The following is a 13792-nucleotide window of genomic DNA, read 5'->3' as shown; positions in this document are numbered from 1 at the left end:
ATGATACCCCTATTTTTTCCATTAATTTTCCGTTTATACAGGGGATGGAAGAAAAGCAAAAAGGATCATCCGATTGGATGATCCTCAAGAGAAAAAATTATTCTTTGATCTCTTTGTATACAAGAGTAGGAGCTGTAACACTTTCTGATGATACCGTGTAAGCCGCATGAGTTTTCTCAACGACTGCTTTCACGTCTTCTGTGTTGCTGTAGATCGTAACCAGCGATTCTCCAGCAGCAACTTGATCGCCGACTTTCTTCTTCAGCATAAGTCCGACAGCCAAATCAATTTCAGATTCTTTAGTCGCACGTCCTGCGCCTAGAAGCATAGCCGCTGTTCCGATCTCATTAGCAACGATCTCTGAAACATATCCATCTTGTTTGGCTTCTACTTCAAACGTAAATTTCGCCTGCGGAAGTTTAGACGGATCATCGACTACGGATGCATCCCCGCCTTGTGCACTCAAGAACGTTTTCAGCTGTTCCAATGCCTTGCCGTTCGTCATGACTTCTTTTAATTTCCCGCGTGCTTCTTCAAGGGATTCAGCTTGTTTAGCCAGAAATACCATGTGGCTTCCAAGCGTTAGGCAAAGCTCTTCAAGATCTTCAGGGCCTTGGCCTTTTAAAGTATCAATGGCTTCTTTTACTTCAAGTGCGTTACCGATGGCAAACCCGAGAGGCTGGCTCATGTCAGAAATGACAGCCATTGTATTTCTGCCTACGGTATTCCCGATTTGAACCATTGCTTTTGCGAGTTCCTCTGCTTCTTCAACGGTTTTCATGAACGCACCTGCACCCGTTTTAACATCAAGAACGATTGCATCTGCACCAGCTGCGATCTTCTTGCTCATGATCGAGCTTGCGATCAATGGAATGGAGTTAACAGTCGCTGTAACATCACGCAAGCCGTATAATTTTTTGTCAGCGGGCGTCAGATTACCACTTTGGCCGATAACGGCTACCTTATTTTTATTCACGAGAGAGATGAACTCTTCGTTATCGATCTCTACGTGGAAACCTGGTACAGCTTCAAGCTTGTCGATCGTTCCGCCGGTATGGCCAAGGCCTCGGCCGGACATTTTAGCGACAGGAACATTCAGAGCAGCTACCAATGGAGCCAGTACTAATGTTGTTGTGTCACCTACGCCGCCAGTAGAGTGTTTATCCACTTTGATTCCTTCAATGCCGGACAAATCAATCTGATCGCCGGACTCCACCATCGCTAGGGTAAAGTTAGCACGCTCATCTGTTGTCATGTCCTGGAAATAGACAGCCATCGCGAAGGCTGCCATCTGGTAATCAGGCACGCTTCCGTTAGTATAGTTCGTAATAATAAAATCAATTTCTTCTTTCGTCAGTTCTTTGCCGTCTCTCTTCTTTTCAATCAAATCTACCATTCTCATATTCAAACACCGCTTTCTTCACAAAGTAACATTTTTGACTAATTCTTTAACCAAGTTGATAAATTTCGGTTTTGTCCGGTTGGCAACTGCCACCACTTGTTCATGCGTAAGCGGTTCAAGCTCATCCGCGATCGCCATGTCGGTTATACAGGAGATTCCGATGACTTTCAAGCTCATATGGCTGGCAACGATTACTTCCGGAACGGTAGACATTCCAATTGCATCTCCGCCTACCGTACGCAGCATGCGAAGCTCGGCTTTGGTCATGTAGGTCGGGCCAGTGATCCCTGCGTATACTCCATGCTGCACTTTAATTCCAAGGTTTGCTGCTGTATCTTTCGTAAATTGAACAAGTTCAGGCGTATATGCTGTGCTCATGTCAGGAAAACGTGGTCCAAGTTCAGCATCATTTGGACCGATCAGAGGGTTCGCTCCTGTCATATTCAAATGATCATCAATGATCATGAGATCACCAGCTGAAAATTCAGGGTTCATACCTCCGCAAGCGTTTGTCACGATTAGAAGTTTTACTCCAAGGCCTTTCATCACACGGACAGGAAAGGTAACATCCTGCATGCTGTAGCCTTCATAGAAATGAAATCTTCCTTGCATTGCTAAAACCGTTTTTCCGTTAAGCGTTCCAATGACCAATTTACCTGCGTGGCCTTCAACCGTTGATACCGGGAAATGAGGGATATCACTGTAATCGATCTGAACGGCGTTTTCGATTTCATCTGCTAGCTCCCCAAGACCTGAACCAAGAATAAGGCCGATTTCAGGATGCATCCCCTCTGTTCTGGATTGGATCATATTTGCTGCTTCATTCATTTTGGTTAATAGTGTAGCCATTTTTCTTCCTCCCCTTAAATGTTTTTTACGATTCCTTTTACAAGACCAAGAAAATTGGATTTAACCCGTTCAGTTGTTTCCATTACTTCATCATGGGTCAACGGCTGGTCTAGAATTCCTGCTGCCATGTTCGAAATGCAGGAAAGTCCGAGAACCTTCATTCCTGAATGGCGAGCTATGATTACTTCGGGGACAGTGGACATACCTACTGCATCTCCTCCCAATGTTCTGAGCATGCGAATCTCTGCCGGCGTTTCATAGCTTGGACCAGAATTCGCCACATAGACTCCCTCTTTTAACGTTATGCTGAGGGATGAAGCTGTACTGCGCGCAATTTCCTGCAGGCTCTGAGTGTAAGCTTCAGACATATCGGGAAACCTGACCCCAAAGGAGCTGTCGTTTGGTCCGATTAAAGGATTGTCGCTCAGATTATTGATATGATCCGTAATCAGCATCAGATCTCCTGCTTCAAAAGAAGTGTTGATCCCGCCTGCTGCATTTGTCACGAGGACACTCTCCACACCAAGCTCCTTCATGACTCTGACAGGGAAAGTGACTTTCTCCAGAGTGTAGCCTTCATAATAATGAAAACGGCCCTGCATCGCAACGACCTGTTTGCCTTCAAGCTCCCCAATAACAAGCTGGCCGGCATGCCCCTCAACCGTCGATACAGGAAATTCAGGTATTTCGCCGTAAGGAAGAATAACAGCATTTTCGATTTCATCAGCCAATATCCCCAAACCTGATCCTAGGATGAGGCCGATTTCCGGTTTTGCGGACAGTTTTTCTTGAATAAAATTTGCAGCAGTCTGTATCTGTTTCAATTCTCCCATTTCTTTTCCTCCTAATTTAGTTGATCAAGAAAGCTTTTTCCATATTCTGGCATCTTCACGTTGTAGTTGGCGGCTACCGTCGCCCCGATATCGGCAAAGGTTTTACTCACCTTTAAAAGTTTTCCTGATTCGATTCCTTTGTAATACACAAGAAGCGGAACATATTCTCTCGTATGGTCTGTTCCATGATGAACCGGATCATTTCCGTGATCGGCTGTAATAATCAGAACATCATCTTCGTTAAGTTTTTCAAAAACCTCCGGAAGGCGGGCGTCAAACTCTTCAAGAGCTTGTCCATAACCTTTTGGATCCCTTCTGTGTCCGAACAGGGCGTCGAAATCAACAAGGTTTATGAAGTTCAGCCCCGTAAACGATTGATCCATCGATTTAACGAGCTGATCCATGCCATCCATATTGGATTTGGTGCGGATCGCTTCCGTAACTCCTTCACCGTCATAGATGTCGGAAATCTTCCCGAGCGCGATCACATCATAACCGCTGTCCTTCAGTTCGTTCATAACCGTTCTCTCAAACGGTTTCAACGCATAATCATGACGGTTGGCTGTCCGTTTGAAGTCACCGGGTTTGCCTACAAACGGCCGCGCGATAATGCGGCCGACCATATATTTATCGTTTTTGGTAAGTTCTCTTGCTATCTCACAGATTTTGTACAGTTCTTCAAGCGGGACCACTTCTTCATGAGCCGCGATTTGCAGAACGGAATCCGCAGAGGTATAGACGATGAGCGCTCCTGTATTCACATGCTCCTCACCCAGTTCATCCAGAATTTCCGTCCCTGAAGCCGGTTTGTTGCCGATGATCTTGCGTCCGGATTTTTCTTCAAGCACCTGAATCAAGTCATCAGGAAATCCTTCTGGGAACGTTTGAAAAGGCTGTTCGATATGAAGGCCCATGATTTCCCAGTGACCTGTCATCGTATCTTTGCCGTTCGATGCTTCCTGAAGCTTAGCAAAATGTGCTTTCGGCTTTTCTGCAGGCTTGATCCCTTTGATTTCCCGAATGTTGCTCAGACCTAAAGATTCCATGTTCGGCATATGAAGCCCGTTCATTTTTTCGGCGATATGGCCAAGTGTATCCGATCCTATATCATCAAACTTTCCGGCATCCGGTGCTTCTCCGATTCCGACAGAATCCATTACAATCAAAAACGTGCGTTTGAACTTTTTATATTTCATTCTTAAAAAACCTCCAAAACTAATTAATTCATCTTTAGATACTATATCCTCACACCCGCTTGAACAAACTCGGAGCGATGATGTCAGAAGTCAGACATCTGTGTGAAAAAAAAGGCTAAGCCCTTGGATGATACGCAGCGTAAATATCTTTAAGCCTTGTTTTCGACACGTGGGTATAGATTTGCGTTGTGGAAATGTCTGCATGGCCGAGCATCTCCTGTACCGCCCGCAGATCCGCTCCATTTTCCAGCAAATGCGTCGCGAACGAATGTCTAAGCGTATGGGGAGTCAATTCTTTTTCAATATTTGCTTTTTTGGCAAGCTGTTTTAAAATTTTCCAAAAACCTTGCCTTGATAAACGGTTTCCGTGGTGGTTCAAAAACAAAGCGTTCCCGCTCTTGCCTTTTGAAAGTGCAGGACGGCCCTTATCCAAATAGGTTTGTATGGCCCCTGTCGCCATTTTACCGAGCGGAATAATACGTTCTTTGTTTCCTTTTCCAAGACAACGCAAAAACCCCATCGACAAATGGACGTCGGCAAGATCTAGGCTTACCAGTTCCGTCACCCTGATCCCGGTCGCATATAGCAGCTCGAGCATGGCCTTGTCCCTGATCCCGAACGTTTCATGGGTATCAGACGTATCTAAAAGCGCTTCCACTTCGTTCATAGCCAGCACCTTCGGAAGCTTGCGTTCAGCTTTGGGTGTTTCAATATGTACAGATGGGTCAGATTCGCTCGCCTTTTCACGAAGCAGAAACTGGTGAAACGAACGGATAGATGCAATGTTCCTCGCAATAGTTGTTGTAGCCTTGCCGTTTTCTTTAAGATGAAGCAGGTAACCTATTATATTTGCACGCTGAATCTGGTTGACATCTGAAATGTTTTCCACTTTTTCAATGAAAAGCACATACTGCTCAAGGTCGCGGCGGTAAGAATCCACCGTGTTTTTAGAAAGACCACGCTCGACTATTAAATAATGAATAAAATCCTGGACATGATCTGTCATATCTGCGCTCCTTATTCACTGGATTCGTAGAAAAACAGCAATCGGATGAGCCAATTGCTCTCCTCTTTATTCGTAGTGGCAGCGTCACTTTGGAAAACCTTGACCGCTTTCCCCTTCGGCACATCGTACCGGTGATAATCCTGGTATTCCTGGTTGATCCAAAGCAGCCCAAAGTAGAATAACAATGTGCAAGCTGTAAAAGATAAAAATATTTTTGATGTGTTCCAGCATAACCTCAGCCAAGATCTCATGGTTCAGCGGCCTCCCCGTACTATAATATTAGTACAGGTTATGCCAAAGAATTGCGGTTATATACACATTTTCTAATTTTACTACAACTTTACGTTAACTGATTCTTTCGGATTTGTAAATAAATAAAAAATGATGAGTACCTTTCATCAAGAGGTCTCATCATTTTTATCATTTCCGTTACAGCGGTGGCAGATGCCGTGAAAAGTGAGGCGGTGGTCTTTAATTTTAAAATTCCAGCCCTCTTCAACGACCTTTTCCACATCTTCCAGCAGATCCTCTTGGATTTCATCGACCGCTCCGCATTCAAGGCAAACGAGATGATGATGGAAGTGAGCTGCTCCTTCTGTACGAAGATCATATCTCGATACGCCATCTCCAAAATTTATTTTATCGACTACTTTCAGTTCAGTTAATAGTTCTAATGTACGGTAGACAGTAGCAAGACCTATTTCTGGTGATTTCTCCTTCACAAGAAGATAGACGTCCTCTGCACTTAAATGATCTTCCTCATTTTCCAGGAGGACCCTAACTGTAGCTTCTCGCTGGGGAGTAAGCTTATAGCTCTGGGAATGCAGCTGTTTTTTGATCCGGTCTAGACGGCTTTCCATACCTAATCCTCCCTTATGTTTCACATGATTATTATAAGGCATGGAAAGAAAAGGTGTCAATTTAAAATAATTATAATTTGCAGTTTATAATTATTATTATATGATAGTTTCCATTCATTATTTTGACCCCAAACTCATGACTCCTTCCATCAGAAGCGGTGAAAGATACGCTTCAAAGGCAGATGCAACAGCGAGGAACAATCCTACTGCGATAATGAGAGCTGAATATTTAAAGAACTTTGGAAAAAAGGGGTCGCTCGATTTTTTCAAAAACTGCTGTCTGATCATTTTAACGGAAAATAGAATAGAAGCGGCAGCTGCCACGATCAAACCCGGAACCAGAATGAGGTTCTGTGGAAGAACGGAAACAAAAGCGAGCAAGAATCCGTGCCAGCCCATCTGGTTCACGAGAAAACCGACCGTAAACCCGATGACTACCCCTTTAATGAAGAGCATGATCAAGATGACCGGCAGTCCGATAACAGACAGCCCAAGAATCCACATCACCGCTATATATTTAATATAATGGCTGTAGCTTTGTGAGAACATATCCTCTGGATCAGCAAAACTCCCCTTGGAGACCTCCCCGAAAAACCGGGACAAATAATTCAGCAGGTCCTGTTTTTGACTCAGTGTCAGGCTGTTTACAATAACAGCTCCAAAAATAACGCCCATCAGCAAGAGGACGGATACAAACACATACAGCGAATAATGCTCTTGAAGGTGAAACAGTACAAACCTTTTAATAGACCGCATCTCTATTTCCTCCCTTAATCTCTTATTTCATTCTATGAAAGTCAGAGGGAGGTATGTCTATTTTTTATCTGCTAGATTTGCCTGATGCTACTTTCCCGTACTTGCCGCCCCCGCCAGACTGGAAAGATAGCTTGCCTTCCCTTGCACGCAGAATATGATGCACGATCGTTTGCGGAGCAGCTTCCATTAAATCTTTTTCTTCTACCTCATGAAGGATCGCCATGTCCGTTCCGAAATGATCCCTTAGTTTTTGCAGCGTTTTCGGTCCAAGAGCAGGAATGAACTCCAGTGGAACTTGATGGATATAAGGCGGCCTTTCTTTGTGATCTGACTGGTGCAGGGCGCATTTTCCTAATTCATTGATCCGGTTTTTAACACCTCGTATCGTAGATGAACTCCCGCATTGCTTGCATACGGTCCCTTTCTCTTCCTCGATGATCTCAGAGCATTTAGCGCAGGTCGTTTCATAATACTTGCCGAGCCTCGGATTTAAGCCATAGTTGGCTGTAATCCGCCTCCCCTGTTCCTCTTTTAATGCCTGTTTGAATTCCAGAAAAGTCGGTTTCTCCATCCGGATCGTCTGGTATTCCCGTCCGATCTTTTCCAGAGAATGCGCGTCTGAATTTGAAAGAAATGGATAGGATCTCAGTTCTTCAACAGCAAAAGCCATAGACGTATCCGAACTTAACCCGAGTTCGATGGCATCTATGAGGTCTGGAATGAAAACTTCCGAAAGAGAAGCGTTTACCCCTTTTCCATACAAGCTCTTATGCGGAGTGAACACGTGAGCCGGGATAAACAGTCCTCCCAGTTCTTTCGTTTTTCTTTGAAGGTTATGGGCCGACTCGTAGATTCGCTGCGAGCTTAACGTAATATTTTTCATCCGGCCGGCCATATAAAAACTGAACTGTTTCATCTTTTCAAGTGTAGGAAAAAACACCAGAACATGGATAGGCCCTTTGCAGTTCTCATCATAGATTTCGATTTCGGACCCCGGCAGAAGGCACACCTTCTCATACCATAATCCGCCTTCTTCGTGTTCAGCCATGACTCCCGATTCTAGCATCTCCTCTAGTTCTTGAATCACTTCCGGCACGTGGCAGTCAATGATGCCAAGAAGATCGATTCCTTTAACGGCAGAAGCCATATCTAAAATAGCAGATAAAATCAGGGATTTGGCCCCCGTAATCTTTACAGGCTTTCCAGAACGCGACCTTCCGATATGTACATGCAGGTCCGCATAATACGTATTAAGCATCTTTCTCAAGCTTTCTCTTCAATAGTACATATTGTACGGCATAAGCGGTCTTCGCATCGTAAATCTGCTGGTTTTTTACGAATTCCTCCGCCTCTTCAATGGATACTTCAAGAACATCCAGAAACTCATCCTCATCGGGCTGCTGTTCTTTGCACTCTTTAAGGGAATCCGTGAAATACAGGTGGATCAATTCGTCTGCAAATCCCGGTGAGGTATAGAACGATGATAAATACTCCAGCGATCCGCATTCATAGCCTGTTTCTTCGAGCAGCTCACGCTTCGCACACTCCAGCGGATCTTCATTCTTTTCAAGCTTTCCAGCTGGTATTTCAACGATCGTCTTTTCCAAGGCTTTACGGTACTGTCTCACAAGCAGCAGTTTATTTTCCGGTGTAAGGGCAATAATAGCTACTGCCCCGGGATGTTTTACAATCTCGCGCTTGCTTTTGTTGCCGTTGGGAAGCAGGACTTCCTGTATTTCTAAATCTATGATCTTTCCAGAATAAACCGGGGTTGTTGATAGTGTCGTTTCTTTTAAATGATCCATTGCTTGTCTCACTCCTGGTTCTATTTCTTATTTGGCTACATAAAGTCTATCATAAGCCGGTAATGATGAACACGATAACGCCATATTGAGGAGGAAACCCGTGAAAGTGTATATCCAGCATAATGGTGTAACAATGGTAGGAAAAGCTTGGCAGATTAAATATATGCTCAAGCAATATATGAAGCAGCATTCCACTGTAAAGGAGTGGATCACTTCCTCTCCAGGACATAAACGCTGACCCCTTCCAGGCTGGAAGGTTTTTTTTTGCCTGTTTTCATGCTACTCTTTTTGTAATTCATTCATACAAGGAGATGATTTTCCCATGAAGCAGAATAAACTTGGAGCCTCTGATTTGTTTGTAAGCGAAATCGGACTCGGCTGCATGTCCATTGAGCCTGGTAATGAAACAGAAGGAAGAGAAATGATTCGAAGAGCGTATGACGAAGGCGTCACTTTTTTCGACACCGCTGATCTTTATCACTTCGGCTGGAATGAAGAATTTGTAGGAAAGAGCGTAAAGCCTTTCAGAGACAAAGTCGTTCTCTCCACTAAAGTTGGCAACCGCTGGACCGCGGATAAAGAGGGCTGGGACTGGGATCCATCAAAGGCATACATAAAAACCGCGGTAAAAGACAGCCTCCATCGCCTGCAGACGGACTACATCGACTTATATCAGCTCCATGGGGGAACCATTGAAGACAATATGGATGAAACCATCGCCGCCTTCGATGAACTGAAAAAGGAGGGCCTCATCCGGGAATATGGCATCTCCTCGATCAGACCAAACGTGATATCGTATTATGCGGAACATTCAGACATCGTGAGTGTCATGATGCAATACAGCATTCTTGACCGTCGCCCGGAGGAAGAGATGCTTGATTTTCTTCATGATAAAAACATCAGCGTGATCGCACGCGGACCTGTTGCGAAAGGCTGGCTCTCTAAACGAGCGCTGCAGCGCAACGAAAGCGATCAGTACTTGGATTATGAAGGAAAGGAGATCCAGGAGCTCGTCAAACACCTGTACAGCGAATTTGGAAGTGAAATCCGTTTGAGCCAGACTGCGATCCGTTATGCTCTTCATCACCCTGCCGTCGCTACGGCTATTCCAGGCGCGAGTTCTGTGGAACAGCTTCTTTCCAATATCGGAGCCAGCACTATGCATGAACTGGCTTCCGATGAGGTTAGCGCTATCCGTTCGTTGTCTAAAAAGAACGTCTATGAACAGCATAGAAGATAAAATGAAAAAAGCTTCACGGCTGTCATCATGGGCGGCCGTGAAGCTTTTATTTATGAAACGTTCTCTATAATCATGGCAATTCCCTGGCCTCCGCCGATGCAAAGGCTCGCTAAACCATACTTACCGCCCCGGTTCCGGAGTTCATAAGATAATGAAAGCAAGAGCCTTGCTCCGCTTGCTCCCACTGGATGGCCGAGTGCAATCGCTCCGCCGTTGACATTGGTTTTTTCTCGATCTAGCCCCAATTCTTTCTCAACCGCCAGATACTGTGAAGCAAACGCTTCGTTTACTTCAACCAGGTCCATGTCTCCAATCGTCAGGTTTGCTTTGGCCAATGCCTTTTGTGCGGCAGGAACTGGGCCGATTCCCATAATCTTTGGATCAACCCCGCAGACTGCCCATGACACAATTTTCGACATCGGTTTAACTCGTTTGTTCTGAACGCTTTCCTCTCCTGCCAGAATAAGAGATACAGCACCATCATTAATCCCGCTTGAATTTCCTGCTGTTACGGTTCCGTCTTTTTTAAACGACGGCCTCAGTGCCAAAAGCTGTTCCAGAGTGGAGTCGGGTTTGACGAGTTCGTCCGTTTCCAGCTGCTGCTTCCTCTTTTCATCAACTGCAACCGCAATGATCTCTTCAGCAAAACGGCTGCTCCTAATCGCTCTTGCGGCTCTTTGGTGGCTCAAAAGCGCATATTGATCCTGTTCTTCTCTTGTTATACCATACATCTCTGCCAGGTTTTCAGCGGTAATCCCCATTCCGCACCCGATATACTGATCTGTTAAGGTGTGAAGAAGCATATCTTCAAGCTGGAGGTTTCCAAATTTCTGTCCCTGAAAGCGCTGGTTAAAGGTCGAATGAGGGCTCATGGACATGTTCTCAATCCCTCCGCATAACGCCAGCTGTGCGTCTCCGGTTTGGATGGAAAGCGCACTGCTGATCACCGCCTGAAGGCCGGAACCGCATAACCGGTTAACTAGCATCGCCGGCACCGTTTCAGGAATATCCGACCTTAGTGCGATATGCCTTGCTGCGTAAGCCGCATCAATGCTCGAATGAATCACATTTCCGTACACCACTTCTCCTATTTCTTCAGGATTGACTTTTGCACGCTGAAGCGCTTCATGGGCGGTTATTGTTCCAAGCTGCAAGGATGAGATATTTTTCAATGATTTACCAAAGCTCCCGAAGGGTGTCCTCGCCCCTTCCACCACATAGACTGAACTCATCATCTTCCTCCCCGTTTGTTTTAACTGTTAGTAAGCGTCCGTTTTTACATTTTCATCAATGATCAAATCAGGGTCCGTGCATGCTTGAATGTCCTCAACGGTATAACCCGCAGCTACCTCTGCCAGCTTAAGACCCTGTTCTGTCACATCTAGAACGGCCTTGTCTGTAATAATGCGGTGTACGACACCTTTTCCTGTTAACGGCAGGCTGCAGTTCTTCAAGATCTTGCTTTGGCCGCTTTTATTCACATGCTCCATGATCACGATGATTTTTTTTGCGCCATGGACGAGATCCATCGCACCGCCCATGCCTTTGATCATTTTGCCCGGAATCATCCAGTTGGCCAGATCACCATTCTCTGAAACTTCCATCCCGCCAAGAATGGCGATGTCAACATGGCCGCCCCTGATCATGGCAAACGATTCGGCACTGTCAAAGTAAGATGCTCCCTTAATGGCGGTCACCGTTTCTTTCCCTGCATTGATCAAGTCCGGATCCACTTCGGTTTCCTTCGGGTATGGGCCGATTCCGAGCAATCCGTTTTCGGACTGCAGGACGACGCTCTTGTTTTCACTTATGTAATTCGCAACCATGGTAGGCATTCCAATGCCAAGATTGACGTAGAATCCGTTCTCAATTTCTTTTTCTGCTCTTCTTGCAATTTTTTCTCTATTATTCATCGCCATTCCCCGCTTTCTCTGCTTATGATTGAACGGTCAGTCGCTCAATGCGTTTTTCCTGCTGTGCGACAATCATCTTCTGCACATAAATTCCCGGTGTATGAATACGGTCTGCGTCCAATTCTCCTATTTCATGCAGCTCTTCCACTTCAGCAATGGTTACTTTCCCTGCGGCTGCGATCATAGGATTAAAATTTCTTGCCGTCTTGTTGTAGATCAAGTTTCCGGCCTTGTCCCCATGAGCCGCGCGAATCAGGCTATAATCTGCGGTCTGCCCTTTTTCTAAAAGGTACTCTTTCCCATTAAATGTGCGGACTTCTTTGCCTTCCGCGATTGGTGTACCGACTCCGGCTGGTGTATAAAAGGCCGGAATACCTGCACCGCCCGCGCGGATCCGTTCAGCAAGCGTGCCTTGCGGAATCAGCTCGACCTCAATCTCGCCGGAAAGCACCTGTCTCTCAAACTCCTTGTTTTCTCCCACATAGGAACCTATCATTTTTCTAATCTGCTTGTTCTTCAGGAGCAAGCCAAGCCCCCAATCATCCACGCCGCAGTTATTGGAGATGACGGTTAGATCTTTGGTTCCCTTTTCAACGAGCGCCAGAATCAATTTTTCAGGAATTCCAACGAGACCGAATCCGCCGACCATCAGCGTTGATCCGTCCTTAATCTCTTCAATCGCAAGCAGTGCACTGGTTTCTATAGATTTCATTCTGCTCCCCCCTTATTGCCACTTTTCATTTTCTACGATTGTAGCTACTCCCTGGCCGCCGCCGATGCAAAGGGTAGCAAGCCCGTACCGGTTCTCTCTTCTTCTCATCTCGTGCAGAAGGGTCACAAGGATTCTCGCGCCGCTTGCTCCGATCGGATGGCCAAGGGCGATTGCGCCTCCGTTGACATTCAATTTTTCATCTGAGAACTGAAGCTCTTTTCCTACAGCAAGCGACTGTGCCGCAAACGCTTCGTTCGCTTCGATCAAATCGATATCTTGAAGCGTTATCCCTGACTTTTCGAGCACTTTTTTCGTGGCATCTACCGGGCCGATTCCCATTATGCTTGGATCAACACCTGCACTTGCATTGGCAACAATTCTTGCGAGAGGCGTCAGGCCAAGTTCTTCTGCTTTTTTTCTGGATACAACAACAAGAGCAGCTGCGCCGTCATTTATGCCCGATGCATTTCCCGCTGTTACTGTGCCATCCTTTTTAAATGCCGGTCTCAGCTTTCCTAGCTTTTCGGCTGTCGTCCCTTTCTTCGGATATTCATCCTCTGAGAACAGCAGTGGATCTCCTTTTCTTTGCGGAATCTCAACCGTTACGATCTCATCCGAAAATTTGCCTTCCTCCATGGCTCTTTCACATTTCTGCTGGCTGTCTGCTGCAAACTGATCCATCTCCTGGCGGTTCAAGCCATAGGCGTCACAGAGATTCTCAGCCGTAATCCCCATATGGTAATCATTAAAGGCACACCATAATCCGTCATGAACCATGGAATCAACCAGCTTGCCGTCTCCCATGCGCAATCCGTTTCTTGCGTCGTTTAAAAGATATGGCGCCGCGCTCATATTTTCCATTCCGCCGCATACGACCACTTCCGCTTCACCGAGCATGACCGCCTGGCTGGCTAAATGAAGAGCCTTCAGTCCGGAACCGCAGACCTTGTTGATCGTCATACTGGAAACCCTCTGCGGCAGTCCCGCTTTCATGGCCGCCTGGCGCGCCGGGTTCTGGCCCAATCCTGCTTGAAGAACATTCCCCATGATCACTTCACTCACTTCATCCGCTGAAACGCCTGCCCGCGACAGTGCTTCTTTAATTACAATGGCTCCCAGCTCTGTGGCGGGGATATCCTTCAAACTTCCCAGGAAGCTGCCGATCGGTGTTCTGACAGCGCTTACAATCACTGCATCTTGTATTGTCATAATTTCTTCTC

Annotated in this window: 16 protein-coding genes; 2 read left to right on the top strand and 14 right to left on the bottom strand. The window is 45.9% G+C overall.

The window, feature by feature from the left end:
* Positions 1-97: 97 nt before the first annotated feature.
* The 10 genes from P4361_RS10655 to P4361_RS10610 form a co-directional block, all read right to left on the bottom strand.
* Complete coding sequence (locus tag P4361_RS10655) at positions 98-1402, bottom strand: pyrimidine-nucleoside phosphorylase (RefSeq protein WP_328089369.1); 1305 nt, start codon at positions 1400-1402, stop codon at positions 98-100.
* A gap of 18 nt (positions 1403-1420) precedes the next feature.
* Positions 1421-2251, bottom strand: coding sequence for a purine-nucleoside phosphorylase (locus P4361_RS10650; RefSeq protein WP_091004805.1), 831 nt, complete (start codon positions 2249-2251; stop codon positions 1421-1423).
* 14 nt (positions 2252-2265) lie between these two features.
* Entirely contained in the window at positions 2266-3084 is an 819-nt protein-coding gene (locus P4361_RS10645) for a purine-nucleoside phosphorylase (RefSeq protein ID WP_328089367.1), read from the bottom strand.
* Between the two features lie 11 nt (positions 3085-3095).
* Entirely contained in the window at positions 3096-4280 is a 1185-nt protein-coding gene (gene deoB, locus P4361_RS10640; protein WP_328089365.1) for a phosphopentomutase, read from the bottom strand.
* Between the two features lie 115 nt (positions 4281-4395).
* Positions 4396-5286, bottom strand: a complete 891-nt coding sequence (gene xerD, locus P4361_RS10635) for a site-specific tyrosine recombinase XerD (RefSeq protein WP_328089363.1) — start codon at positions 5284-5286, stop codon at positions 4396-4398.
* An 11-nt stretch (positions 5287-5297) separates the two neighbouring features.
* Complete coding sequence (locus P4361_RS10630) at positions 5298-5537, bottom strand: YqzK family protein (protein WP_053357986.1); 240 nt, start codon at positions 5535-5537, stop codon at positions 5298-5300.
* Between the two features lie 147 nt (positions 5538-5684).
* Positions 5685-6146: a Fur family transcriptional regulator gene (locus P4361_RS10625; protein ID WP_248253044.1), complete on the bottom strand. Its 462-nt coding sequence runs from the start codon at positions 6144-6146 to the stop codon at positions 5685-5687.
* 117 nt (positions 6147-6263) lie between these two features.
* Positions 6264-6902 (bottom strand): stage II sporulation protein M, encoded by a 639-nt coding sequence (gene spoIIM, locus P4361_RS10620; protein ID WP_053357984.1) that lies wholly within the window; start codon positions 6900-6902, stop codon positions 6264-6266.
* Positions 6903-6966: 64 nt separating this feature from the next.
* Positions 6967-8160: an endonuclease Q family protein gene (locus P4361_RS10615; protein ID WP_328089461.1), complete on the bottom strand. Its 1194-nt coding sequence runs from the start codon at positions 8158-8160 to the stop codon at positions 6967-6969.
* Positions 8153-8707 (bottom strand): NUDIX hydrolase, encoded by a 555-nt coding sequence (locus P4361_RS10610; protein WP_328089360.1) that lies wholly within the window; start codon positions 8705-8707, stop codon positions 8153-8155. The genes P4361_RS10615 and P4361_RS10610 overlap by 8 nt, the downstream gene beginning before the upstream one ends.
* Positions 8708-8807: 100 nt before the next feature.
* Here P4361_RS10610 and mciZ point away from each other — a divergent pair, with 100 nt between their 5' ends.
* Positions 8808-8945: a Z-ring formation inhibitor MciZ gene (mciZ, locus tag P4361_RS10605; RefSeq protein WP_248253046.1), complete on the top strand. Its 138-nt coding sequence runs from the start codon at positions 8808-8810 to the stop codon at positions 8943-8945.
* A gap of 84 nt (positions 8946-9029) precedes the next feature.
* Entirely contained in the window at positions 9030-9947 is a 918-nt protein-coding gene (locus P4361_RS10600) for an aldo/keto reductase (protein ID WP_328089358.1), read from the top strand.
* A 50-nt stretch (positions 9948-9997) separates the two neighbouring features.
* On the opposite strand, the gene P4361_RS10595 is transcribed toward P4361_RS10600, so the two are convergent.
* From P4361_RS10595 to P4361_RS10580, 4 genes are read right to left on the bottom strand one after another with little or no spacing between them, the layout of a single operon-like run.
* Entirely contained in the window at positions 9998-11179 is a 1182-nt protein-coding gene (locus tag P4361_RS10595) for an acetyl-CoA C-acetyltransferase (protein WP_328089356.1), read from the bottom strand.
* Positions 11180-11206: 27 nt separating this feature from the next.
* Positions 11207-11860, bottom strand: coding sequence for a CoA transferase subunit B (locus P4361_RS10590; protein ID WP_328089355.1), 654 nt, complete (start codon positions 11858-11860; stop codon positions 11207-11209).
* Between the two features lie 22 nt (positions 11861-11882).
* A complete protein-coding gene (locus P4361_RS10585) occupies positions 11883-12572 on the bottom strand; it encodes a CoA transferase subunit A (RefSeq protein ID WP_328089354.1) in 690 nt (229 codons plus the stop codon).
* Between the two features lie 12 nt (positions 12573-12584).
* On the bottom strand, positions 12585-13781 hold the full coding sequence (locus P4361_RS10580) for an acetyl-CoA C-acetyltransferase (RefSeq protein WP_328089352.1): 1197 nt from the start codon (positions 13779-13781) through the stop codon (positions 12585-12587).
* Between the last annotated feature and the right edge of the window lie 11 nt (positions 13782-13792).

The organism is Fictibacillus sp. B-59209 (assembly GCF_036216745.1).
Lineage (GTDB): Bacteria > Bacillota > Bacilli > Bacillales > Fictibacillaceae > Fictibacillus_C > Fictibacillus_C marinisediminis.
The sequence above is the reverse complement of the archived record's forward strand: the minus strand, read 5'-3'. Positions and strand labels throughout refer to the sequence as shown.